Annotated in this window: 22 protein-coding genes and 1 pseudogene; 9 read left to right on the top strand and 14 right to left on the bottom strand. The window is 68.0% G+C overall.

The features are described from left to right. Positions 1–47 precede the first annotated feature (47 nt). A complete protein-coding gene (locus tag HLH21_RS09650; RefSeq protein WP_182943541.1) occupies positions 48–524 on the top strand; it encodes a CBS domain-containing protein in 477 nt (158 codons plus the stop codon). Between the two features lie 8 nt (positions 525–532). Here HLH21_RS09650 and HLH21_RS09655 read toward each other — a convergent pair whose 3' ends face one another. The 3 genes from HLH21_RS09655 to HLH21_RS09665 all read right to left on the bottom strand — a co-directional run bounded on the left by HLH21_RS09655 (position 533) and on the right by HLH21_RS09665 (position 3,148). Then, positions 533–1,132 carry a nitroreductase family protein gene (locus HLH21_RS09655; RefSeq protein ID WP_182943542.1) on the bottom strand — a complete coding sequence of 200 codons (600 nt, stop codon included), beginning with the start codon at positions 1,130–1,132 and terminating at the stop codon, positions 533–535. A 180-nt stretch (positions 1,133–1,312) separates the two neighbouring features. Beyond that, a complete protein-coding gene (locus HLH21_RS09660; RefSeq protein ID WP_182943543.1) occupies positions 1,313–2,092 on the bottom strand; it encodes a sulfite exporter TauE/SafE family protein in 780 nt (259 codons plus the stop codon). Positions 2,093–2,221: 129 nt separating this feature from the next. Continuing rightward, the gene (locus HLH21_RS09665) at positions 2,222–3,148 is read right to left on the bottom strand and encodes an MBL fold metallo-hydrolase (protein WP_182943544.1); all 927 of its coding nucleotides are present in this window, start codon (positions 3,146–3,148) and stop codon (positions 2,222–2,224) included. 109 nt (positions 3,149–3,257) lie between these two features. Here HLH21_RS09665 and HLH21_RS09670 point away from each other — a divergent pair, with 109 nt between their 5' ends. Next, a complete protein-coding gene (locus HLH21_RS09670) occupies positions 3,258–3,935 on the top strand; it encodes a peroxiredoxin (RefSeq protein WP_182943545.1) in 678 nt (225 codons plus the stop codon). After that, a complete protein-coding gene (locus HLH21_RS09675) occupies positions 3,932–4,381 on the top strand; it encodes an ArsR/SmtB family transcription factor (RefSeq protein ID WP_182943546.1) in 450 nt (149 codons plus the stop codon). Before HLH21_RS09670 ends, HLH21_RS09675 begins: the two co-directional genes overlap by 4 nt. On the opposite strand, the gene HLH21_RS09680 is transcribed toward HLH21_RS09675, so the two are convergent. From HLH21_RS09680 to HLH21_RS09690, 3 genes are all read right to left on the bottom strand, one after another. After that, the gene (locus HLH21_RS09680) at positions 4,369–5,133 is read right to left on the bottom strand and encodes a class II aldolase/adducin family protein (protein WP_182943547.1); all 765 of its coding nucleotides are present in this window, start codon (positions 5,131–5,133) and stop codon (positions 4,369–4,371) included. The two genes, HLH21_RS09675 and HLH21_RS09680, sit on opposite strands and share 13 nt — an antisense overlap. 125 nt (positions 5,134–5,258) lie before the next feature. Beyond that, positions 5,259–6,254 carry an L-glyceraldehyde 3-phosphate reductase gene (mgrA, locus tag HLH21_RS09685; protein ID WP_182943548.1) on the bottom strand — a complete coding sequence of 332 codons (996 nt, stop codon included), beginning with the start codon at positions 6,252–6,254 and terminating at the stop codon, positions 5,259–5,261. Positions 6,255–6,331: 77 nt separating this feature from the next. Next, on the bottom strand, positions 6,332–7,258 hold the full coding sequence (locus HLH21_RS09690) for a TauD/TfdA dioxygenase family protein (RefSeq protein WP_182943549.1): 927 nt from the start codon (positions 7,256–7,258) through the stop codon (positions 6,332–6,334). Positions 7,259–7,517: 259 nt separating this feature from the next. On the opposite strand from HLH21_RS09690, the gene HLH21_RS09695 reads away from it, so the two are divergent. Both HLH21_RS09695 and HLH21_RS09700 read left to right on the top strand, forming a co-directional pair. Continuing rightward, positions 7,518–9,839: a TonB-dependent receptor gene (locus HLH21_RS09695; RefSeq protein WP_246379513.1), complete on the top strand. Its 2,322-nt coding sequence runs from the start codon at positions 7,518–7,520 to the stop codon at positions 9,837–9,839. A gap of 42 nt (positions 9,840–9,881) precedes the next feature. Next, complete coding sequence (locus HLH21_RS09700; RefSeq protein ID WP_182943550.1) at positions 9,882–11,105, top strand: MFS transporter; 1,224 nt, start codon at positions 9,882–9,884, stop codon at positions 11,103–11,105. On the opposite strand, the gene HLH21_RS09705 is transcribed toward HLH21_RS09700, so the two are convergent. Continuing rightward, a complete protein-coding gene (locus HLH21_RS09705) occupies positions 11,100–12,254 on the bottom strand; it encodes a Gfo/Idh/MocA family protein (RefSeq protein ID WP_343065125.1) in 1,155 nt (384 codons plus the stop codon). The two genes, HLH21_RS09700 and HLH21_RS09705, sit on opposite strands and share 6 nt — an antisense overlap. Positions 12,255–12,316: 62 nt before the next feature. Here HLH21_RS09705 and HLH21_RS09710 point away from each other — a divergent pair, with 62 nt between their 5' ends. Then, a complete protein-coding gene (locus HLH21_RS09710) occupies positions 12,317–13,405 on the top strand; it encodes an LLM class flavin-dependent oxidoreductase (protein WP_182943552.1) in 1,089 nt (362 codons plus the stop codon). A 7-nt stretch (positions 13,406–13,412) separates the two neighbouring features. Here the strand turns inward: HLH21_RS09710 and HLH21_RS09715 are convergent, their stop codons facing one another. Next, complete coding sequence (locus HLH21_RS09715; protein ID WP_182943553.1) at positions 13,413–14,441, bottom strand: isopenicillin N synthase family dioxygenase; 1,029 nt, start codon at positions 14,439–14,441, stop codon at positions 13,413–13,415. A gap of 258 nt (positions 14,442–14,699) precedes the next feature. On the opposite strand from HLH21_RS09715, the gene HLH21_RS09720 reads away from it, so the two are divergent. The 3 genes from HLH21_RS09720 to HLH21_RS09730 are packed head-to-tail and all read left to right on the top strand — an operon-like array spanning position 14,700 to position 17,939. Continuing rightward, on the top strand, positions 14,700–15,653 hold the full coding sequence (locus tag HLH21_RS09720) for a LysR family transcriptional regulator (RefSeq protein WP_182943554.1): 954 nt from the start codon (positions 14,700–14,702) through the stop codon (positions 15,651–15,653). A gap of 8 nt (positions 15,654–15,661) precedes the next feature. Next, positions 15,662–17,203 carry an ABC transporter substrate-binding protein/permease gene (locus HLH21_RS09725; protein ID WP_182943555.1) on the top strand — a complete coding sequence of 514 codons (1,542 nt, stop codon included), beginning with the start codon at positions 15,662–15,664 and terminating at the stop codon, positions 17,201–17,203. Positions 17,204–17,213: 10 nt separating this feature from the next. Next, positions 17,214–17,939 (top strand): amino acid ABC transporter ATP-binding protein, encoded by a 726-nt coding sequence (locus tag HLH21_RS09730; RefSeq protein WP_182943574.1) that lies wholly within the window; start codon positions 17,214–17,216, stop codon positions 17,937–17,939. 113 nt (positions 17,940–18,052) lie between these two features. On the opposite strand, the gene HLH21_RS09735 is transcribed toward HLH21_RS09730, so the two are convergent. The 6 genes and pseudogenes from HLH21_RS09735 to HLH21_RS17005 all read right to left on the bottom strand — a co-directional run. Next, a complete protein-coding gene (locus tag HLH21_RS09735; RefSeq protein ID WP_373319694.1) occupies positions 18,053–19,735 on the bottom strand; it encodes an OprO/OprP family phosphate-selective porin in 1,683 nt (560 codons plus the stop codon). Positions 19,736–20,190: 455 nt separating this feature from the next. Beyond that, positions 20,191–21,195, bottom strand: coding sequence for a phosphate ABC transporter substrate-binding protein PstS (gene pstS, locus HLH21_RS09740; RefSeq protein ID WP_182943557.1), 1,005 nt, complete (start codon positions 21,193–21,195; stop codon positions 20,191–20,193). Positions 21,196–21,274: 79 nt separating this feature from the next. Next, positions 21,275–22,534, bottom strand: a complete 1,260-nt coding sequence (locus HLH21_RS09745) for an ATP-binding protein (protein ID WP_182943575.1) — start codon at positions 22,532–22,534, stop codon at positions 21,275–21,277. A gap of 95 nt (positions 22,535–22,629) precedes the next feature. Further along, positions 22,630–23,352, bottom strand: a complete 723-nt coding sequence (locus HLH21_RS09750) for a response regulator (RefSeq protein WP_182943558.1) — start codon at positions 23,350–23,352, stop codon at positions 22,630–22,632. Between the two features lie 31 nt (positions 23,353–23,383). Continuing rightward, entirely contained in the window at positions 23,384–24,079 is a 696-nt protein-coding gene (gene phoU, locus HLH21_RS09755; protein WP_182943559.1) for a phosphate signaling complex protein PhoU, read from the bottom strand. Between the two features lie 17 nt (positions 24,080–24,096). Continuing rightward, positions 24,097–24,192: pseudogene (locus HLH21_RS17005) on the bottom strand (phosphate ABC transporter ATP-binding protein); the annotation flags it as partial.

The raw sequence follows: 24,192 nt of genomic DNA on the forward strand, positions 1-24,192 counted from the left end.
CAGAAACCGCGCCGGCGAAGCGCGTGCCGAACGGAGGAAGACGTCCCATGGCCATTCCCGTACTGCATATCCTGAACAGCAAGGGTTCGGCCGTCATCACCGTCCGGCCGGACGAACCGGTGACGGCGATCGCGCATCTGCTGTCCCGGCATGGAATCGGCGCGGTGCCGGTGGTCGTCGATGGCGGACATGTCGCGGGGCTGGTCACCGAACGATCCATCGTCGAGGCGCTGGCGACGCGCGGCCCCGATATCGGCGGATTGCGCGCGGCGGACATCATGACCCGCGACGTGCCGACGGCGACCCGCTCCGAGGACATCCAGTCGGTCGCGCGCAAGATGACCCACCGCCACAGCCGCCACATTCCCATCCAGGACGGCGCCGGACAACTGGTGGGGCTGGTCAGCATCGGCGACATCGTGAAGCTGCGGCTGGAGGAAGCCGAGCTTCTGGCGCGGGAAATGCAGTCCTACATCATGCAGGACAGCCACGCCTCGGTCGCGCCCCACCCGTTCGCAACCTGACGGTCGCCTCAGCCCCCGGCGAAACGGCCGGGAAAGGCGATATCGGACAGCGGCAGCCGGTCGGACGGCGCTTCGCGCCCGCGCAGGCCCTCGGGCAGGATCTCGGGCGCGGCCTGGCGGCCGATGGCGATCGCGGCGTGGATCGCGTGGTCGTCCGGCACGCCCAGGCCCGCGCGGATGGCGTCATGGTCGATGCCGCTCATGGCATGGGCGGCCCATCCGGCGGAGGTCGCCTGCAACATGATCTGCGCCGCAGCGGCCCCGGCGTCGAAGGCGTGCGTCGGGGCCGGCACGGGCGCGGTCTTGCCCGGCGGCAGCATCGTCGTGCCGGACAGCACGAACACCAGCGCCGACGCGGACCCCGCCCAGGACTGGTTGAACGGGATCAGGTAGCCGACGAAGCGGTCCCAGTCCGGCGTGTCGCGCCGCGCGTAGACAAAGCGCCAGGGCTGCGAATTATAGGCCGACGCCGCCCAGCGCCCGGCCTCGAGGAAGGACAGCAGCACATCCTCGGCGATCGGCGCGCCGTCATAGGCGCGCGGCGACCAGCGGTCGAGAAAGAGGCGCTCGACCGGATGGGCGGACGTGCGGGAGGGAGCGGTGGTCATGGGCAAGGCACCATTCTGGCCAGAGGAACATTCAGCATAGACCGGATCGCCGTCCTGTCGAAGACCCGTCGTTCCGGCCTCAGGGCGCTGCCCTGAAACCCGCCAAAGGCCACAGACCTTTGGAAACCCAGGACTTCAGGCCCTTGCCGGGTTCGGGCAGAGCCCGATCTTCCTTTTTCCCTACAGCAGCACCGCCAGCCCCCGCCAGATCATGTAGCAGGCGACGGCGAAGATGATCCCGGCGAACACCCGCGCCAGCATCCCGCGCGATGCCGCCAGCCCGCGGGCCGCGCGCGTGCCGATGAGGCTGCCGGCGACGCCGCCCGCGACGAACAGGCCGGCCAGCGGCCAGTCCACCAAACCCGATGCGGCATAGCTGGCGGCGGTGCCGAGGCCGAAGACCGCCACCGCCACCAGCGACGTGCCCACCGCGTTCAGGATCGGCATGCCGGTCGCGGCCATCAGGCCGGGGACGATCAGGAACCCGCCGCCGATGCCGAAGAAGCCGGACAGCACCCCGGTCATCAGCCCCGTCCCGGCGATGCGCCCGATATTGCCGCGCGTGCAGGTGACGTCGGGGTCGCCCGCCCCGTTCCGGCCGCGCAGCATCAGCACGCCCACGACGACCATCAGCACCGCGAAGCAAAGCAGCAGCCGCTGCCCGCCCACCGCCTTGCCCGCATGCGCCCCCGCCAGCGCGCCGAGGATGCCCGCCGCCGCGAACACCCCCGCGCAGCGCCATTTGACGGTGCGCGACCGCGCGTGGCTGGCCAGGCCCGCCAGTGCGTTGACCGAGACGGCGGCGGCGCTGGTGCCGATGGCGACATGCGGGTTGGGCACCCCCACCAGATAGACCATCAGCGGCACCGCCAGGATGGACCCGCCCCCGCCGGCCAGCCCCAGGGTGAAACCGACCAGCACGCCGGACAGCGCGCCGAGCGCGGCCTGAAGCGGGTCCATCGCGCCCTCAGCCCCGGCCGGGCCGGCGGAATGCCGGACTGTCAATCGCGATTCTGGCCATCGCGATGTCCGCGCCCAAAACGCGAGGAAGGCGTACGATCATGCGATGCGGGGTCTTCGTCCGGGCGCCTACAGCGTGTCCAGCGGGATCTTGATATAGCGGGTGCCGTTGGATTCCGGGTCCGGCAGATGGCCGCCGCGCATGTTGACCTGCACCGAGGGCATAATCAGCCGGGGCAGGTCCAGCGTGGCGTCGCGCGTGGTACGCATGGCGACGAAATCGTCCTGGCTCACCCCGTCATGGACATGGATATTGCCCTGGCGTTCGGCCGAGACCGTGGTTTCCCAGACGAAATGGTCGCGCCCCGGCGCGCCGTAATCGTGGCAGAGGAACAGCCGCGTTTCCCCCGGCAGCGACAGCAGGCGGCGGATCGAGCGATAGAGCATGCCCGCGTCGCCGCCGGGGAAATCGGCGCGCGCGGTGCCGTAATCGGGCATGAACAGCGTATCGCCGATAAAGGCCGCGTCACCGATGACAAAGGCCATGTCGGCGGGCGTGTGCCCCGGCACATGCAGGGCGATGGCCTCGATCGACCCCAGCCGGAAGCGTTCGCCATCGTGGAACAGCCGGTCGAACTGCGACCCGTCGCGGGCGAAGGCGGTGCCGGCGTTGAAGATCTTGCCGAACACGTCCTGCACCTGGACGATGTCCGCCCCGATGGCCAGCGCGCCGCCCACCTGCCCCTGCAGCCAGGGCGCGGCCGACAGATGGTCGGCATGGGCATGGGTTTCCAGCTGCCACGCGACCTCCAGCCCCTCGGCGCGGACATAGGCCAGGACGGCGGAGGCGGAATCGTGGCGCGTGCGGCCCGACGCCGGGTCGTAATCCAGCACGCTGTCGATGATCGCCGCCTGGCGCGTCGCCGGGTCGTGGACCACATGGGTCGCGGTGAAGGTCGCCGGGTCGAAGAAGGTGCGGACGACCGGCGCCGGGCCGCCGGCGCGGCTTGCGCTGATCTGGGACGCGGCGGCGTCGCGGGCGGCATCGGTCGGCATCGGGTGGTCCCCCGGGTTGCGAAGGCGATATCACTTTCGCACTTTCATAATGTCTGTATTTCATGCTTCATGTGGCGTCAAGACATATGGGATGCAATAAGGCCCCGTGATGACCGACAGGACGATTTTCGACGCCGACTCCGCTGTCGACATCCCATCCGCCGGGGCCGGTCGCCCGCTGCGGATCGGCGATGTCGCGCCCGATTTCTGCGCCCGCACCACGCAGGGCGAGGTAAGGCTGAGCGACTATCGCGGGGTCTGGCTGGTCTTCTTTTCCCATCCGGCGGATTTCACGCCCGTCTGCACCAGCGAATTCGTCGCCCTGGCCGGGGCGGCGGAGCGGTTCGCGGCGCTGGGGTGCGCGCTGCTGGGCCTGTCGGTCGACAGCCTGCACGCCCACCTGGCCTGGATGGAGGCGATTCGTGCCCGCTTCGGCGCCGACATCCCCTTTCCGGTGGTCGAGGACCCGACGATGGCGGTCGGCCGCGCCTATGGCATGCTGGATGCGACCGCGCACGACAGCGCGACGGTGCGGGCGACCTACTTTATCGACCCGGCGGGCGTCGTCCGCGCCACCACCTGCTATCCGATGTCGGTCGGCCGGTCGGTGGACGAGATGCTGCGCCTGGTGGCCGCCCTGCAACGCGCGGCGCGCGGCGATGCGCTGACCCCGGAGGGCTGGACCCCCGGCGCGGATATCGTCCTGCCCGCCGCCCGGACCGATGACGAGGTCGCGGCCGCCGGCCCGTCGTGGTTCTGCCGCCTGGCGCCCGACCCCCTCGCATGACGGCCGCCCCCCTGGACCGCGCCGCCGCCGAGGACACGGCCGAGCGCCTGCGCGCGCTGGCGCAGCCACAGCGCCTGATGATCTTGGCTCTGCTGCTGGCAGGCGAACATGCGGTGGGCGAGATCGACGCCCGGACCGGCATCGGCCAGCCGGCGCTGAGCCAGCAACTGGCCGAACTGCGGCGCGGCGGGCTGGTCGCCATGCGCCGGGCGGCGCGGCAGGTGCTGTACCGGATGGCCGACCCCGACGCCGCGCTGCGGGTCCGCGCCGTGCTGGCCCTGTTCGGCCCCGACGCGCATCCAGCCCGGGCGCTGGCGGCCCAGTCCCTGGCGGCCCTGGCCGCCCCGGCCGACACCCCGGCCCCGGCCGCCATCGCCCCTGCGGCCGGGACGGGGTCGGCCGCCCGGTTCGTCAGGATCGTCGGCGCGCGGGATCAGGTCACGTAATCGGGCTGCTCGCGGTCCAGCTTGCGGCGCAGCGCCTTCCAGACCAGTTCGCCCTTGTCCGCTTCGTCGTCGAACTGCTTGCGGGTCCGCTGGATCCGCTCCAGCGACGGGACATTCAGCTTCGCCCCGGTGGACTGGGCGGCGATCTGGATGCGGCAGGCCTGTTCCAGGTAATAGGTGCGATAGAACGTCTCGGCCACCGTGCGGCCGACGGTCAGCAGGCCGTGATTCTGCAGGATCAGCGCGTTGCAGGCGCCCAGGTCGCGGACCAGGCGTTCGCGCTCGCTCAGATTGTCGTCGGCGGCGATGCCTTCATACGGGTGGAAGGCGACGTCCTCGTGAAATTCCAGGTTGATCTGGTTCAACGGCAGGATGCCGCCGTCCTGCGCCGCGACGGCCATGCCGGCCAGCGTGTGGGTGTGCATGACGCACGCCGCGTCGGCGCGGCTGCGATGGACGGCCGAATGGATGACGAAGCCCGCCGGGTTGACGGGGTGGGAGATCGGCTGCGTCGGCAGGCCCTCGGCATCGACGACGACCAGCGAACTGGCGGTAATTTCCTCGAACAGCAGGCCGTAGGGATTGACCAGGAACCGATGCCCCTCGCCGGGCAGGCGCACCGACAGGTGGGTATAGATCAGGTCGGTCATGTCGAAGACGGCCAGCAGGCGATAGGCGGCGGCCAGATCCTCGCGCAGGCTCTGCTCGTCGGCGGCGAGGCCGGCCGGCAGGCCGGTGGGGGTGATGTCCATGAGGGCACTCCGGAGGGCGGGGTCGGGAAGAATGGAGATCGGGGGACGTTAGCCCATCGCCCACCCGAATTCCACGCCCGCTCCCGCGATCGGAAGCGGGCGCCCCCCGTCAGGTCATGGTCGCGTCATGCGCCGGACGTATGGCGGTCGATCGACCGCAGTTCCTCGGAAGAAAAGGACAGATTGTTCAGGGCGTCCAGGGAGTCGTCGAGCTGTTCGACGTCGCGGGCGCCGATCAGGGCCGAGGTGACGCGCGGGTCGCGCAGCGTCCAGGCGATGGCCATCTGCGCCAGGCTCTGCCCCCTGGACCGGGCGATCGCATTCAGTGCGCGCAGGCGCTCCAGCAGGTCGGGCGTCAGGCTTTCCCTGGACAGGAACCGGCTTGTCGCGGCCCGCGACCCCGCGGGAACGTCGCCATCGAGATATTTGCCCGTCAGGACGCCCTGGGCCAGCGGCGAATATACGATGCACCCCGTGCCCAGCGCGCCCAGCGTATCCAGCAGGTCCGCCTCGATCGCGCGGTTGAGCAGCGAATACGGCGGCTGGTGAATCAGCAGGGGCACCTTGGCGCTTTCCAGAATCGCGGCGGCCTTGCGGGTGCTGTCGGAATCATAGGAGGAAATGCCGACGTACAGCGCCTTGCCCTGCTGGTGCGCGTGGATCAGCGCGCCGATGGTTTCTTCCAACGGCACGTCCGGCGTGGGGCGATGGGAATAGAAAATATCCACATACGGCAGGCCCAGGCGGCTCAGGCTCTGGTCGAGGGACGACAGAAGATATTTACGCGATCCGCCATTGCCGTACGGGCCGGGCCACATGTCCCATCCCGCCTTTGTCGAGATAATCAGCTCGTCGCGATGGCTTGCGAGATCCTTGCGGAAAATGCGTCCGAAATTCTCCTCGGCCGAGCCGTAGGGCGTTCCGTAATTATTGGCCAGGTCGAAATGCGTGACGCCGCGATCGAAGGCGCGACGCACGACGGCGCGGCCCGTGGCGAAAACGTCCGTGTCCGCAAAATTATGCCACAGCCCCAGGGAAATGGGGGGCAGATCCAGTCCCGACCGGCCGCAGCGCCGGAAAGTCGCCTGGGCGTAACGGTCGGACGCCGGTGTCCAAGTCATAATGCCATCCTTATGGAAGAACGGAAAAACCGTCCTGTTCTGTTACAGGTGTTCCAGGGGCGGGCCGCCCCGTGGGGTCAGTCGATCGCCGCGGACGGATTGGGCTGTCCGGCAATGGCCTGCCGGCTTCTCCGCCCGTCCACGCTGACCGGCACGTCGCCTTCGACGGTGACGCGATGCAGTTCGCGGTGCTCCTCGCCGAAATCGGCGACGGCCCGGTGCTGGGTGGCGCGATTGTCCCAGATCGCGACATCCCCCGCCTGCCAATGCCACGTCAGGGTATTTTCAGGCCGGACGATATGCGACTGCAGCAGGTCGATCAGCGCGCGGGAATCGGGAAAGTTGAAGTTGAGCAGGCGCTTGGCGAACTGCCCGAGGACAAGGCATTTTTCCCCGGTTTCCGGATGCACGCGCACCACCGGATGTTCCGCCTCGAAAATGCGCGCGGCGAAGACCGTCCGCTGCCATGCGATGAACTCCCCGTCGCGCTCGGCGATCAGGTCCGTATGGTCGTACTCGTTGTTGGAATGCAGCGCCCAGAGCTTGTCGGCGAATTCCCTCAGGGGAACGGGCAGGGACTGGTAGGCCGCCGCCGTATTGGCCCATAGCGTCGCCCCGCCATAGGGCGACGGATGGATGCAGCGCAGGATGGAGAGCTGGGGATAGGCGTCCATGAACGTCATGTCCGCGTGCCAGCTATTGGCCGCCCGGCCCTTCCTGGCCTTGAGCTCGAAGATGTAGCGTGTCCCTTCGGCGCTGGACACCGTGGGGTGGGAGACCAGGGTGCCGAAGCGCGCGCCCAGCTTCTCCTGCGCGGCATCCGTCAGCTGCTGGTTCCTGAAAAATATGACCTTGTGCTTCAGAAGCGCGTCCTTGACGAAGGCGACAAGGGGCTCCGACAGATCGGCATCCAGGCGTATCCCCTTGATTTCCGCGCCTATGTTCCCGCCCACCTTGCTGATGACCGCCTTTTCATCGACCGCGGGAAAACCACCCAACACCATATGCCGCTCCATTCCGCCTGGCAGGTAACGAATCGGATTGTACGAATCCGATCGTGTTAATCTCGTCGAATAACGATTGATTTTCGTTATATATGAGATAATCTCATGTGCAAGATAAAAATCCCATATACCCTGCGACATGGGGAGACGGTGCGAAGGGGGATATATGACTCGCACCGCGAGGTTTTATGCATATTGACATTATAATAGTAAATTAGATTAATGACGCGAAACGTCACGCATATAGGGATTTCCACGATTGAAATACGTTGTAGGGCCGGGGCATAAAAAGGCGCGGGGAAACCGCGTTTTCGCCGGAACATACGCGGGGAAAGGGCTGCATGCCCCCCTGCTGGCCAGTTGCGCCCTGCTCTGCCTTGGCGACGTCCACGCCGGCCGGGCGGCCGCCCCCGCACCGCAGGCATCGGCGCCGCAGGCGACGCCCGAGGATGTGACGGTCACGGTGCGCCGGCGCAGCGAGCCGCTGCAGAAAGTGCCCGTCGCGACCTCGATCTATACCGCGCGCCAGGCCGCCCGCGACAACGTGCATGACCTGCAGGGTATTTTTCAGTACGTGCCGGCGGCGAACTTCCGCACCAGCGCCTCCGCCAAGGACCGCACCGTCTTCGTGCGCGGCATCGGCACCATCTCGACGTCGCCGGGGGTCGAACCCTCGGTCTCGACGGTCATCGACGGGGTGGTCCTGGCGCGCTCGGGGCAGGTCAGCATGGACCTGCTGGACCTGGATCATATCGAGGTGCTGCGCGGCCCGCAGGGGACGCTCTTCGGCAAGAACGCGTCGGCCGGGGCCGTGAACATCGTGACGGCCCAGCCGACCAAGGCATTCCACGCCTATGCCGACGCCTCCTATTTCTCGGGCGACGAGTACCGCCTGGCGGCCGGGGCGTCGGGCACCCTGGTGCCGAACGTGCTGACGGCGAACGCCGCGTTCCTGGTGGGCGGGTTCGACGGCAACGTCAGGAACGTCACTCTCAACCAGACCGTCAACGGCTACGAACATCGCGGCGCGCGGGGAAAGCTGGCATGGACCCCGGATGCCCGGACGCGCGTGACCCTCGGGCTGGACTACATGTATTCCAATGATGCGATACCGACCGGGGTCTTCGTCTCGAGTTCCCAGGTCGCCTATCCGTCCGGGATCGTGACGCCGAACGCGAACCTGGCGCAGGCCCTGGCGTCGCAGGGCATCGTGCCGTCGCGCGACAATACGACCATCGCCAGCAACGTCCGCAGCCGCTCGGTCGATCACAATGGCGGCGCGTCCGTCACCCTGGACCGGCAGTTCGGCGCGTATGCGCTGACGGCGATCTCGGCATACCGGCGCTGGCGGAACACGCAGATCCAGGATTACGACCAGCAGGGCCGCGCCTTTCCGACCATTCCGCAGATCGCCGACCGTGGAGACCTGGATTTCTGGCAGGCGTCGCAGGAAGTCCGCATCGCGTCGCCCAAGGGGCATTTCTTCGACTATGTGGCCGGCCTGTATTACCTGCACGCGGTGGATGACGAACATTATCTCCGCACCCTGCAACCCCTTGGCGGCGGCGGCGCCACCGGCCGGGCGCATTTCGGCACGACAGGCAACAACTATGCCGCCTTCGCCGAAGGAAACCTGAACTTCACGCACAATTTCAGGGCCATTCTCGGCCTGCGCCTGCTGCGCGACGACCTGTCGTACTCCATGGCGCGCCAATCGACCTCGCTGGTGGCCGTCACCGCCATCCGGCCGAATTTCGTCTCGCAGGGTTCGACCGCCCATAACGGCTATGTCGACCGGATCGGGCTGCAATACGACCTGACCCAGGACATCCATACGTATTTCACCTATTCGCATGGCTACAAGGGCCCGGCCTACAACGTCTTCTTCAACATGCAGGGCACGGACACCCAGGCCCTGCGCCCCGAACAGAACGACAGTTTTGAAATCGGGCTGAAATCGCAGTTCGCCCATCGCAGGGTGACGGCCAATTTTGCCGCGTTCATCGAGAATTTTTCAAACTATCAGGCCAACTTCCTCGATCAGGTCGCCGGTGCGACGGTCGCGCGCCTGATTAACGCCGGCAGCGTCTCCTCGCGCGGGGTCGAGGGCGACATCGCGGTTCACCCCCTGCGCGCCCTGACGCTGGGCGGCAATTTCGCCTACACCTACGCCGTCATCGACCAGTTCAACTGCCCGCCCGGCGCGCCGTCGTCGTGCAACGTGAACGGCAAGCCCCTGCCCTTCGCCCCGCGCTGGAAGTTCGTGCTGAATGCGGATTATGTCCGCCCGCTGAACGATCGCTTCACCTGGTCGCTGGACAGCGATTACACATGGCAGAGCCGCACCCAGAACTCTTTGACCGAAACCTCGGACACCATCCAGAAAGCCTACGGTATCTGGAATCTCAGCACCTCGATCGAAGACCGTCCCCACCGGCTGCGGCTGACGCTGGTCCTGCGTAACGCGCTGAACTCGCATTACCAGTCCTTCCTGTCCTACGGCAGCATGGGTGGCGTCACCTCCTGGGTGCCGCGCGACTTCTCGCGGTACGGCGGCTTCATCCTTCACAAGGATTTTTGACCGGTGACCACGCAGACACCAGCGGCAAGGCCGTATCGGACGATGGCGGTTTCCTCGAACCGGCCGCTCCTGCTGCTGGTGCTGATGTTTGCGATCGGCATCGTGGCCTATGCCGATCGCCAGATCATCGCCCTGCTGAAACCGGAACTGGACCAGGAATTCGGCTGGACGGCGGCCGATTACGCGCTGATCTCGTCCTGGTCGCAGATCGCCATCGCGATCAGCCTGCTGGTCAGCGGCTGGCTGGTGGACTGGTGGGGCGTGCGGGTGACGCTGGGCGTCGGCGTCGCGGGGTGGAGCCTGGCGACCGCCCTGCACGCCACCCTCCGCACCGTGCAGGGGTTTCTGGGGCTGCGGGTCGTCCTGGGCGTGTTCGAGGGGATCGGCACGCCCGCGACGATGAAGATGGTGACGGCCTTTCCCCGTGCCCAGCGCGGGCGGGTCATCGGCATATTGAACGCATCGCCCAACCTGGCGGCGATGGCGACCCCCATCGTCGTCAGCCTTCTGTTCCCGGCCTTCGGATGGCGCGGCACCATCGCCATCGTGGGGCTGGTCGGGGTTTTCCTCGCCGCCCTGTGGCTGTATGCGGTCCCGACCCACCTGGCCGATTTCGGCGACGCGCCCCTCGAGGCCAGGGACCATGTCCCGGGAACGCTGCCCGTCTGGCGTCGCGTCACGGGGCTGGCGCTGTGCAAGTTCCTGACCGACCCGGTGTGGTGGTTCCTGCTGTTCTGGCTGCCGGACATCCTGCACCGCCGCTTCGGGCTGGGGCCGGAGCAACTGGGCGTGCCGCTGGCCGTGGCCTATGCCATGGCGGCGGTCGGATCGGTTCTGGGCGGATGGCTGCCGGGCCGGCTGGCGACGGAGTTCCCCCGGCGCGGGCATGAATATGCGCGGCGGGTCGTCATGGGGTTCGCCGCGCTGTGCGTCCTGCCGCTGCCGCTGCTGCTGGTGACATCCGCGCTGCCGGTGGCGGTGGCCCTGGCGGGCCTGGCGCTGGCCGCGCATCAGATGTTCGCCGCCAATCTGTTCGGCTTCGTCACCGAACTGGTGCCGACCTCGCGCGTGGGTCGGGCGACCGGCATCGGCGCCTTCTGCAGCAATATCGGCGGGGCCCTGGCGCTGCGCCTCGCCGGGCATTTCGCAGCACCCGGCAGCAGCCTCATGCCCATGCTGGGCTATTGCGCCGTGGCCTATGCGCTGGCGTGGGTGGTGCTGGCCGTTCTGGCGCCGGTGCGTGGCGTCACGGCCGAACGGTCATGACGCCGCGCCGGCGGCACGCGGCTCCAATGTCACCAGTTCGCTGATCTGCACGACACGTTTTTCGCGCGCGCTGATTTCGGCGGCCGTGCCCATCGCGACCGCCACCAGCCCGTCATGGGGCGTGACCTGCACCGGTCGATGCCCCGCCGCGGCCTCCAGGAAGGCCAGAAGCTGGAAATAGGTCGCGCCATGATGATGGCCCGCCGCCAGCACGTCCTCCCGCACCGCGATCCGTTCGCGCGTCACCGGTTTCGGGGCGTGCGGCGGCACGCGGGGCGACCAGGTCACGACCCCGCTGGGGATGCCGACTTCCAGCTTGGCCCGGTCGCCGATGGCGACAAGCTGCTCCTGCTCCTCCGACCCGTCGGCGAACATGCACAGGTCCAGCATGGCCCGCACGCCGTTGTCGAAATCCACGATCGTGTAGCTGTTGTCGAGGATGTCCGGCCGTTCGCCGCCGTAGCGCTCGTCCAGGTGATTGACGTCGGCGGCGCCCGAACAGAAGACGCGGACGGGCTCGGCACGGACGATCGTACGCATCAGGTCGAAGAAATGGCAACATTTCTCGACCATCGTCCCGCCGGTATTGCGATTGAACCGGTTCCAGTCCCCGACCTTGTCGAGAAACGGAAACCGATGCTCATGCAGCGCGACACGGCGCAGCACGCCCGTCCGGCCGGCGTGGATATCCTCGATAAAGCGCGCGATCGGCGGCATGAAACGATATTCCATGCCCACCCAGACGATGCCCTTCCGCCCCTGGCTGCGCCGCACGATGTCCTGCGCGTCGGCCATGGTGGTGCAGAGCGGCTTTTCGCACAGGATATGCAGGTCCGTGGCCAGAAGGGGTTCCAGAACCCGATGGTGCGTGTGGTTGGGCGACGCGACGATGACCGCGTCGGCGCGCACGGCGTCCAGCATCGACGGCACGTCGGCGAAGCCCGGCACGGCATGCGGGGCCGGGTAGCCGGTCCCGGCCAGGCTGCGGCGCGCCCATTCCAGCGACGCGGCCACCGGATCGACAAGGGCGACGACGTCGTGACCCGGGACCAGGGCCAGGGTGCGGATATGCTCCTGGGCCATATGGCCGGTTCCAACAAGTGCAAAACGCATTGTACGCCCTCTGATTGCATTTATAATGAATGACATATATATCGGGATAAACTTCGCCGCAAATAACAATAACCAATCGTTGTAGTGGGATATCCGAAATGCATTCGTCCGTGGCGCGCGCCTGCGAGGTCAGCTGGTTTTCTGCCCTGTGTGATGACGACTATGATTTTCTGGGGGTGTCCGACCCGGCGCTGCTGTCGTCGTGGCAGCATTGCCGCGATATCGTCCTGAGCGCCGAGAGCGGCGGCTACGACCGGATCCTGCTGCCGTCGGGCTACAGGATGGGGATCGACACCATCGCCTTTGCCGGCGGCGTCGCGCCGCTGCTCCGCCGGATGCGCCTGTTGACGGCCATCCGCTGCGGCGAGGTCTGGCCGCCCCAGCAGGCGCGGCAGATCGCCACGCTCGACCAGATGGCGGAAGGGCGGCTGGATATCAACATCATCTCGTCCGACCTGCCGGGCGCGACGCTGGACAGCGCCCCGCGCTACCGCCGCACGCTGGAATATATGGGCATCCTGCGCGATCTGCTGTCCGGCCGGCCGGTCGATATCCAGGGGGAGTTCTATCGGCTGGCGGTCGATCCGCCGCGCCTCACGGCGCATGGCGGGCGCGCCCCGCTGTTCTATTTCGGCGGCCTGTCCGAAGCCGCGCGGGACACGGCGGCGGCGGGCGCCGATGTCTATCTGATGTGGCCGGACACGCTGGAGGGCGTGCGGGCGGTGCTGGACGACATGCGCGTGCGGGCCGCGCGGGCGGGCCGCACCCTGCGCTTCGGCTATCGCGTCCATGTGGTGGTGCGCGAGAGCGAATCCGCCGCGCGCGACGCGGCGGCCCGCCTGCTGTCACGGCTGGACGCGGATGTGGGGGAAACGATCCGGAGCCGCTCGCTCGACGGGACGTCGGCGGGCGTTGCGCGGCAGAACGCGCTGCGCCAGGCGGCCGACGCCGACGGCTATATCGAAGATCATCTCTGGACCGGCATCGGCCGCGCGCGCTCGGGCTGCGGCGCGGCCATCGTGGGCGACCCCGACCAGGTGCTGGCCAAGCTGCGCGCCTACCAGGCGCTGGGCCTGGAGGCCTTTGTCCTGTCCGGCTATCCGCATCAGGCCGAAGGCGATCTGTTCGCCCGCTACGTGCTGCCCCACCTGCACCACGCGCCCATTTCCCGCTTCGACGGGGCCTGACCGGCCATCACTCCGGGGCCTTCAGATGGCCGAAGCTGGCGGGGCGGCGCGCGCCCTGCGGCAGGGCCAGCGTGCCTTCGGCCACCCGCCGGCCGAGATAGCGGTAGGTCTGCAACGCCTGCGCCCACATATGCTCGCCGATGCCGATGGCGTCGTACTGCCCCGGCTCCGCGCCTGCGAAGTGCGGCAGCGGGCGGATGCGGGTGTGGTAGTCGCAGGCGTAGAACAGCGGAAAGGCATAGCGTTCCTCGCGCACCGCGCGGACGCGGTGGGCGGTCGCGACGAAGGCGCCGGCGGTCATGACCTCCAGCATGTCGCCGATATTGACGACGAAGGTGCCGGGGATGGGCGGCGCGTCGATCCACGCGCCCTGCCCGTTCAGCACCTCCAGCCCCGGCCGGTCGGCCAGCAGGATGGTGAAGCATTCGTAGTCGGTGTGCGCGCCGATGCCCGGCGCGTCCCGCGCGTCGTCGTCGAACGGGTAGTGGATCATCCGCAGCTTGGAGGGCGGCGCCTGCGCGTGGCCGTCGAAATAGTGCTCGTCCAGGCCCAGCGCCAGGGCAAAGCCGCGAAACAGGGTGCGGCCCAGCGCGAACACCGCCTGGTAATAGGCCTGCGCGGCCGCGCGGAACCCCGGCAGGTCCGGCCAGTCGTTCGGCCCCAGCAGGGGCGTGCCGGCCAGCACCAGCGGATGGTCGGCCGGCACCTCGAAGCCGATGTCGAAGGCTTCCTTATGGTCGGGGCGGCCCGCGCCGTAGATTTCCTCGCCTTCTGGGACGAAGCCCTTATGGGTGGCCGAGTCGCCGATATAGTGCGCCATCTTCTTCTCGAACGGCTGGGCGAAGAAATCGCGCGCCGCGCGGGCCAGCCCGTCGATCAGCGCCGGATCGACGCCGTGCCCCGCGATGTAGAAGAACCCCACGTCGCGCGCGGCGGCGCCCAGGGCGGCGGCGACCGCCTGCCGGTCCGCCGGGTCGGCGCTGAACAGGCCCGCCACGTCGACGACCGGCAGGGTGGTGAAGGTGGAGTCGGCCATAGGGATCCTTCTCGTTACCGGTCGCCGAAACAGGTCCGGCCGCATCGTCCCGCGTCCCCCGGTCCCTTTCGACAGGGCCACCCCATCGTTGCGGATCAAATATGAATTGGGCAAAGTAAAGTTTGCATATCCGGAAAAAGACGGAAAATCCGCGCTGTTCCGCCGTCATCGCCGCCGGGGCGCGCCCTGTGTCCGCCATGGATCACCGGCGCGGGGTCGTGATATGCTGCCCGGACCATCGACTGCAAGGACACACGTTTGCCCGCCACCCGGCACGGCACCCACCCCACCCGCTCCGCCCCCGGATTCCACGGCCAGTTGGCCGAGGTCGATCTGCGGTTGCTGCGCGTCTTTCGCACGGTAGCGACGCGCGGCGGCTTCACGGCGGCGGAAATGGCGCTGGGCAAGAGCAAATCGTCGATCAGCATCGACATTTCGTCGCTGGAAAACCGTTTGCGGATCCGGCTGTGCCGCCGGGGGCGCGGCGGCTTCGCCCTGACGCCCGAGGGCCGGCAGGTGCTGGAGGCGACCGAGGACCTGCTGCGCGACATCGACCGCTTCCGCGACCGGGTGAACGTCGCCGGCGGCGTCCTGTCCGGGCGGTTCACGCTGTATGTCATCGACAACCTGCTGGCCTACGGCGAAACCGGCATCGTCCGCGCGCTGGAACTGTTCGCGCGGCGTCACCCCGCCATCTTCATCGACATGGTCTCGGCCCCCGTCGCCGATATCGAACAGGCGCTGCTGGACGGCCGGGCCACCGCCGCGCTGACCCTGATGCCGCGCGCGCAGCCGGCGCTGTCCGCGACGGGCCTGGTCTCGGAAACGCTGCATCTCTATTGCGGGCGACGCCATCCGTTCTTCGACCGCGGGGACGCCCCGCTGACGCCGGCCATGCTGGAGGACCAGCGCCTGATCGACGTGTCCGACGCCGCCACCGCCCCCGGCTGGCCCGCCCTGCGGCGGCGGCTGAGCTTCGCGGCGTCGGCCGGGACCATCGATTCCCGGGCGATGCTGATTATGACCGGGATCTACCTGGGCTTCCTGCCCGACGCCTTCGCCGCCCCCCTGGTCCGCGACGGCCATGTGCGGCGGCTGGCCTGCGACGGGCTGCCGCCGCTGGTCACCCGGCTGCATTTCGTGGTGAAGAAGGACGCCGGAACCAGCCTGATGACCGATACCTTCCGCACCATCCTGGATTCCACATGCTAGGACGATCCATGCCCGGCCCCCTTTCTGTCCGAACGTTCCTGTGGGTGTGCCTGATGCTGGGCCTGCTGGCGGCGCCCGGCGCGCGCGCGCAGGCGCCGTCCTTCGCCGCCGGCGGGCTGACGGTCTGCACCAACCCGACCCTGCCGCCCATGACGTTCGTCAACGGCACCGACAGCAGCGACCTGGCGGGGGTGGACATCGACGTCAGCCGCCGGCTGGGCGCGTACTGGCATGTGCCGGTCAGCTTCGTCTCCATGGATTTCGTCGGCCTGTTCCCCAGCCTGGAGGCCGGGCGCTGCGGCATGGTCATCAGCGGCGTCGTCCGCCAGCCGGCGCGCGAGGTGAAATTCGACGCCGTGCCCTACCAGCCGACGTCGCTGGTCGTGGTGGCGCGGGCCGGCACCGCGCCCATCGCCGCGATGGCCGACCTGTCGGGCAAGGTGCTGGCGGTGCAATCGGGCACCAGCTACGCCGCGCGCGTCGCGCAGGAAAATGTGGCCCTGGCCGCCGCCGGCCGGCCGCCGATCGAAATCCAGCAATATCCCACCGAGGACCAGGTGGTGCAGCAGGTCCTGATCGGCCGGGCCTTCGCCTTCGTCAGCCAGGATGTCGAACTGGCGTTCCGCCAGACCCAGCTGAACGGCAAGGTGTCGGTCATCTTCCAGCCCGACTACCCCGAATTCCGGAATTTCGCGATCTATATCCGCAAGGACGCGCGCGACCGCGCGGCGCTGGCCGGCGCCATCGCCGCCCTGCGCGACAGCGGCCAGATGACGCCGATCCTGCAACGCTGGCGGATCATACCCGGCGGCGGCGCACAGGAAAGCACCGCGCGGGCGGCCTCGGGCTTCAACTGGCGGACCTTCGCCTCGGCGCTGGTGTCGCCGGCCTTCGCGCGGGGGGCGGCGATCACCCTGGCGATGGCGGTGCTGTCGCACCTGACCGCGATCGGGCTGGCCGTTCCGATGGCGATGGTGATGAACGGGCGCGACGGGCTGCTGAAATCCGCGATCCGGGCCTATGTCGCGCTGTTCCGCGCCGCACCGACCCTGTTGCAGCTTCTGTTCGTGTGGAACGCCCTGCCGCAATTCCTGCCGGTGTTCCGCGAAGCGTGGTTCACGCCGTTCCTGGCCGCCTGGATCTCGCTGTCGATCAACGAGGCGGCCTATCAGGTGGAAATCAACCGCGCGGCGCTGCAGGCGATCGACCCGGGGCAGGCGCTGGCCGGCGACGCGCTGGGCATGACGCGGATGCAGGTCTATCGCCATGTCATCTTCCCGCAGGCGCTGCGTATCGCCCTGCCGTCGACGATCAACGAATTCATCAGCCTTATCAAGACGACGTCGCTGGCATCGGTCATCTCGTTGCAGGAACTTCTGGCGGTGACGCAGATCAACGTCGCGCGCACCTTCGAATTTACCGAATATTACGCGGCGGCGCTGATCTACTACCTGCTGATCGTGTTCTTCTTCCTCTGGGTCCAGAAGCGCATCGAACGGCGCTTTGCCTGGGCCGACCGCCTGAAGGCCACCAGCCATGCCGCAGCCTGACGCCGCCCCGATGATCGAAGTCCGCAACCTGCAGAAATCCTATGGGGATTTCGCGGTCCTGCGGAACGTGTCCTTCAGCGTCGCGCGGGGCGAGAAGATCGTGATCCTGGGGCCGTCGGGGTCGGGCAAATCGACCTTGATCCGCTGCTTCAACCGGATCGAACCCCATGACGCCGGCGAGATCGTGATCGACGGCGAACGGATCGACCAGACGACCGAACTGACGCGCCTGCGCTGCACGGTGGGCATGGTGTTCCAGAACTACAACCTGTTCCCGCACCTGAGCGTGCTGGAAAACTGCGCGCTGCCGCCCAGGGTGGTGAAGAAGGCCGGGCGCGAGGCGGCCGAGGACCTGGCGATGAATTTCCTGCATCGCGTGAACATCGCCGACCAGGCCCGCAAATATCCCATCCAGCTCTCCGGCGGCCAGCAGCAGCGCGTGGCCATTGCCCGTGCGCTGTGCATGCAGCCGTCGGTAATGCTGTTCGACGAACCCACCGCCGCCCTGGACCCCGAGGCCGTGTCGGGGGTCGCCGACATCATGGCCAGCCTGTCCGCCGACGGCATGACGACGCTGTGCGTGACGCATGAAATGGGCTTTGCCCGGCGCATCGCCGACCGGATCATCTTCATGGACCAGGGCCGCATCCTGGAATCCGCCCCGCCCGAGGACTTCTTCACCCGGCCCCGGACCGACCGCGCGCGCGACTTCCTCAGCCAGATGATCCGCTACTGACCGGTCGCGGGAAAACCGCGCGCCGGCAAGCCTCAAACGAAAAAAGGCCCCGCCACATGTGGCGAGGCCCTTCCACGCCGGCCCTTCCGTGTGGAAGGGCCGGCGCCGTCCCGTCAGAACGCCGCCTGGATACGCGCGGCGAACGAGTTGAGGTCGCGGCCATGCGTGGCCCACGAGGTGGGGCTGTGGCTGAGCAGGATGCGGTTGTAGTCCACCATCACGCGGAAATGGCGGTTCGGATACCAGTTCAGGCCACCCGACCAGATCGTCTCGCGACCGCCCATGCCGGTCGTACCCGCGCCCTTGTCGTTCAGGTCGGTCACGCTCCAGCGGCCGGAGAGTTCCAGCGCGCCCCACTGGCCCGCCGCCGGATTGAACTCGTTGAGCACGCCCGGCGCACTGAACGCGCCTTCCCTGAAGTTGTAGCGGCGGCCCTGGCCGAACAGCGTGTAGTTGCCGGCCACATAGTAACCCTGGAAATTATAGCTCGGCAGATAGGTGCCGGGGGTGCTGTGCGAGCGATCGACACCGATGTGGTAGTATTCCGACTTGATGAGGAAATCCTTGTAGCGGATGCCCAGTTCCGGACCGGCGGCCCAGATGTCGGAAACGTTGTTGAGCGTGGCGGCGACGCCGTTGGCGCCGAAGTTCAGTTCCGGCGGCTCGCTCAGCGTCCCGTAATTGTAGTTGCCGCTGTTGGTGCCGGCGACGCCGACCAGCGTGGGATGGAAGGCGCTGATGGCCGACACGCCCATATGGACGTCGACATTCTTGGTCGCCACCGGACGTCCGGCGAAGCGGAACGTGCCGCCGGTCTGGCTGTTGATGGTCGCGGTGTTCGCCGCGCGCGCACCGTAGGACTGGCCGGTGAAATAGGCCCCGATCCACCAACGCTTGTCGAAATGCATGCCGCCGACGCTGAAGCGGGCGTCGCCCGCCGCGATCTTGCGGACCACATCGGTGATGCCCGGACGTTCCATCATCATGAAGTCGTTCGAGCTTTCGGAATCTTCTTCCGTAACGCGCGGCTGGAAGTAACCAACCGTCAGCACCGTGTTCTTGAAGCCGGCGTAGTTCAGGTTGGCTTCATACAGGTACTGGGCCGTGGCGCTGCCGCCCGCGGCCATTTCGTTGGAACCGCCGAAGTCCGGCGTCACGTTGGCCACCCAGTCCTTGTAGCGCCACGAGAAGAACAGACGCATGCGGCGCGTGTTCTGGGTGAAGCCCGGCGGCCTGCCCGTCTCGTTGCCGCGCGGCGCGCCCTGGCCGAAGAAGCCGCCGAAATCCTCGTGGAAGGCCAGGCCGACCGAGAAGGCATAGGCGCCGTCGTCGGTCGAGAAGGTCGGACGGCCGTTCGGGAAGCCGATACGCACGCCACCGACATGCACGCTTTCGTCCTTGACGTTCGCGGCCTGGAATTCCAGCCAGGACGACACGATGCCACGATCGGGCGGCGGCGTGCCCACGCCGGACAGGCCCTTGCCCAGGCCGGAGCCAGGGGCCACCGCGTCACCGATATGGATGTCATGCGCCATGGCCGGAGAAATCCGGGCCCGGCGGGCCGCCTCGGCGACACGCGCGCGGCGGGCGTCGCCGGCGTTGATCTCGGGCTCGCCCAGACGGGCCTTCAGGATTTTGATCTGGCCCCGCATTTCCTGCATCTCGCGGCGCAGCTCTTCGAGCTGCGGGTCCCGCGCGCCGGCGGCGGAGGCCGGGTGAATGGTGAACATGGAGCCCAGAAGCGCGGTCGTGCAAAACAGGGCGGACAGTGTGGATCGAAGCTGCATCTCATCCATTCCAGGGAGGAAACATGACGGCTAGGTAACCTGCCTGAAGTGATCTGCGTGTTATGATTCAACCACAGTTTTATGACTGTTTGATGACAGACTGACATCAACGACATATGCCGCAATGAAAGGCCGGGCTCTGCCGGCCTGAGGCCGCGGCCCCCCATCAGGGATAAACGGATTTGTTTTCAAAATCCTGTCGCCTGTGGCGGGTTTAAGGGCAGCGCCCCATAGGCATTCATCCAGGCCCGTTTTGCGGAGCATCGGGCCGATTGGTCCGACGGCAAGGGCGTTGCCCTTGACCCACCAGAGGGCCGCGTCCTTTGGAACCCGGCGCTTTACGAAACGAATGGGATGCAGGGGCCGCGGCCCTGCCGGGTTCGGGCAGCGCCCGACCGTGCTGCCCGACAAAAAAAACGGGGGCCCGAAGGCCCCCGTTCCATTCCGTATCGTGTCGCAGCCGATTACCAGGCCGCGCGGATCGACGTCTTCACCGCGGCCGGCAGGACGACATAATCCAGGCCGCGGGCAATGCCGTCGCCATGATCGAAGGCCCAGCCGAAGAATTTGCGAACGGCGGCGCCCTGCGCCGCGTCCTTCGGCTGCTTGGGCACCAGCACGTAGGTGGCCGAGACGATCGGCCACGCGCCCTTGCCCGCCGTGTCCAGCAGGTCGACCGCGAAATTGGAAGCACCCTTCCAGTCGGCGGCGGCGGCGGCGCGCGAGAAGCTGTCGAGGTTGGCGGTCACGAAGTCGCCGGCCTTGTCCTTGAGCTGCACCGTCGTCATGTGGTTGCGGCTGGCATAGGCGTATTCGACATAGCCGATTCCGCCTTCGGTGTTGCGTACCGACGCGGCGACGCCGTCGTTGCCGCGCGCGCCCACGCCACCGGGCCAGGCGATCGAGCTGCCCGCGCCGGCGCCGTCATGCCATGCCTGCGACGCGCCGGCGAGGTACGAGGTGAACACGAAGGTCGTGCCCGACCCGTCGGCGCGATGCACGGTGGCGATCGGCAGGTCCGGCAGGGTGACGCCGGGGTTCAGGGCGGTGATCTTCGGATCGTTCCACGACGCGATGTCGCCGGCATAGATCCCGGCCAGGACCTCGCCCGTCAGGCGCAGCTTGCCGGGGGCGACGCCGGGGATGTTCACGACCGGCACGATGCCGCCCATGACCGTCGGGAACTGGAACAGCGCGCCCTTTTCCAGCTTGGCGGGGTCCATCGGGGCGTCGGACGCGCCGAAATCGACCGTGCCGGCCAGGATCTGGTTCTGTCCGGCGCTGGAACCGACGCTCTGGTAATTCACGGTCACGCCGCTGGCGCTGCGGCCGGCCGCGCCCCAGGCCTCGTAGATCGGGGCGGCGAAGCTGGAGCCGGCGCCCGTGATGGCGGCCGCATGCGCGGCGGAAAGGGCGGCGGGGCTGGCCGCCAGCAGGACGGCGGCAAACACTGTAACAGGACGACGCATCGGGTTTCCGATCCCCTGGACGAATATGAAAATCCGGCCCGGGCGCACACGCATGGCATCCCCCGGACCCGGCCCCGTCCTAGCCCGGATCGGCCGGCTGGGGGCGTGATGTGTCCATGATAGTTTCATGACGGTTCGATGACAGCCCATCGCCCAGCGGAAACCAGACGGTGAAGGATGTCCCCCGCCCCACCACGCTGTCGATCGCCAGCCGCCCGAGGTGGCGGTCGATGATGTGCTTGACGATCGCCAGCCCCAGCCCGGTGCCGGTGCGGCGCGCGGCGGTGCCCTCGACGCGATAGAACCGTTCGGTCAGGCGCGGCAGGTGGCGGGCCTCGATCCCCGGCCCGTTGTCGGTGACGGTGAAGGCGATCCCCGGCCGGGCGGCTCCGCCCTCGCCGGGGGCGGTGACGCGCACGCGCAGGCCGATCCGCACCGCGCGGTCGTCCGCGCCCGAGCCGTACTTGATCGCGTTCTCGATCAGGTTCAGCAGCACCTGCACGATCTGGTCGGCGTCGCCCGGAAAGGCCGGCAGCCCGTCCGGCGCATCGACATGCAGCGTGGCCGGCCCGCCCGCCAGCAGCGGCGCGGTCTCGTCGCGGACGCGCGCGATCGTCTCGGCGGGGTCCACCTGCCCGCGCGGCTTGCGGTGCTCGCTCATCTGCGCGCGCGACAGCATCAGCAGCCGGTCCAGCAGGCGCTGCATCCGCGCCGCCTGCGCGGCCATGACGCCCAGGAAGCGCTGCTGGGCCTGCGGGTCGTCGGCGGCGGGGCCGCGCAGCGTCTCGATGAAGCCCATCAGCGCCGCCAGCGGGGTACGCAGTTCGTGGCTGGCATAAGCCACGAAGTCGGTACGCATGCGTTCCACCGCGTCCTGCTCGCTCCAGTCCAGCAGGGTCGCCAGCACCACCGATTCGCCATGCGCCAGGCGCACGCGCCGGAACTGCCCGCGCACCGCGCGGCGCACCGGCACGTCCAGCAGCATGTCGACCTCGCCCCGATCGCCGTCGCGCAGGCGCAGCAGTACCGATTGCGCCGCCGGATGACGGATGATCGCGCTGAGGCTGTCGCCGAACAGTTCCCACGCCCCCGGCCCGGCATGCAGGATGCGCCCGCCGGCATCCAGCACCAGGATCGCGGCCGGCACCAGGTCCAGCGTCTCGATCAGCCGCGACAGGGCATCCGCCGACGGCGGGGCGGCGCGGGCGGGGTCGATATCGGTCTTCGGCAGGGCATCGGCGCGCCGGCCGGCACGGGACGCCATGACGCGCCAGGCCATCACCGCCGCCGCCAGCAGCGCGGCCCCCGCCAGGATGTTCTCGGACCCGAATCCGGCCATGCTCATGCCCTGTCTGCCGCCCGATCCTTATTATGAATGACTCTGTGCCGGCACGCCTCCGGGCGGGCAAGCCCGGCCCGCCCTTGCCACGTGCGTTATTGGCTGGGGTCGTCCAGCGCGTAGCCCGCCGCCCGGACGGTGCGGACGATATCGGATTCGCCCGGTCCGTTCAGGGTCAGGCGCAGGCGGCGGATATGCACGTCCACGGTCCGCAGTTCGACATGCACGCCGCGTTCCCATACCCGCTGCAACAGATCCTCGCGCGAGAAGACCTGCCGGGGATGGCGCAGGAAAAATTCCAGGATCCGGTATTCCGTCGGCCCCAATGCCAGCGTGCGTCCATTGCGTTCGGCCCGGTGGGCCACGGTGTCCAGCGTCACGTCGGCGAAGCGCAGCATATGGTCCGCCGGCGGCGCGCGGCGCAGCAGGGCACGGATGCGCGCCTGAAGCGCCTCGATGCTGCATGGCTTGACGACGTAATCGTCGGCGCCGATGTCCAGGCCGCGAATATTGTCGGCCTCGCCCGCACGGGCGGTCAGCATGATGATGGGCAGCGTCCGCATCACCTCCTGCTCGCGCAGGCGGCGGCAGACATCCAGCCCCGACAGGCTGGGCAGCATCCAGTCCAGCAACAGCAGGTCGGGACGACGGAGGGCGACCTGCGCCAGGGCCGACGGTCCGTCCTCGGCCACGCCGACCTCGTATCCCAGCTTTTCCAGATTGTAGCGCAGCATCATCAGCAGCGCCTCGTCATCCTCGACCACCAGGAGGTAGGGCTTGCGCGCCGTACCCTCCCGCGCCTCGTGCGCGTCCGTCATCCTGCCTGATATCCCCTCGCCCCGCACCCCGTCACACCACCGCCCCGCCGCGCGGCCGCACGACCGGCAGCAGGTCGCCGGTGGCGGCGTAATAGACCCGTTCGGCGATGTTGGTCGCGTGGTCGCCGATCCGCTCCAGGTTCTTGGCGATGAACAGCAGGTGCGTGCACGACCGGATCGTCCGCGGGTCCTCCATCATGTAGGTCACCAGTTCGCGGAACATCGCGGTATACAGCTCGTCCACCACCGTGTCGGACTGCCAGACCTCCACCGCGCGTTCGCTGTCGTGCTGGCCCATCGCGTCGATGGCGCGGCGCAGGTTTTCCTGCACCAGCCGGCCCATGTTACGCAGGCCGCCCAGCGAGATCCGGCCGTCGGCCGGGTCCAGCCGCAGCGAGCGCCGCGCGATGCTGGCCGCGCAATCGCCGATGCGCTCCAGGTCGCCGGTGATCTTCAGCGCCGAGACGACTTCGCGCAGGTCACCGGCCAGCGGCGCGCGCAGCGCCAGCAGGCGGATGGCCAGCGCCTCGACATCGCGTTCCAGCGCATCCACCTGCGGGTCGCATTCCGAGGCGCCGGCGGCCGCGCCCTCGTCGCGATCGACGATCGCGGCCATCGCCAGCGCCATCTGGTTTTCCACGATGCCGCCCATCCGCGCCATCATCGCCCGGATCCGGTCCAGTTCCTGCTCGTAGCTGCTGACGGTGTGCGCGTGTTCGCGTGGCACGATTCCCACTCCCTCGTTCAGCCGAAGCGGCCGGTGATGTAATCCTGCGTGCGGCGTTCGCGCGGGGCGGTGAACATCCGGTCCGCGCTGTCGACCTCGACCAGTTCGCCCAG

This window comes from Gluconacetobacter johannae (assembly GCF_014174305.1).
Taxonomy (GTDB): Bacteria; Pseudomonadota; Alphaproteobacteria; order Acetobacterales; family Acetobacteraceae; genus Gluconacetobacter; species Gluconacetobacter johannae.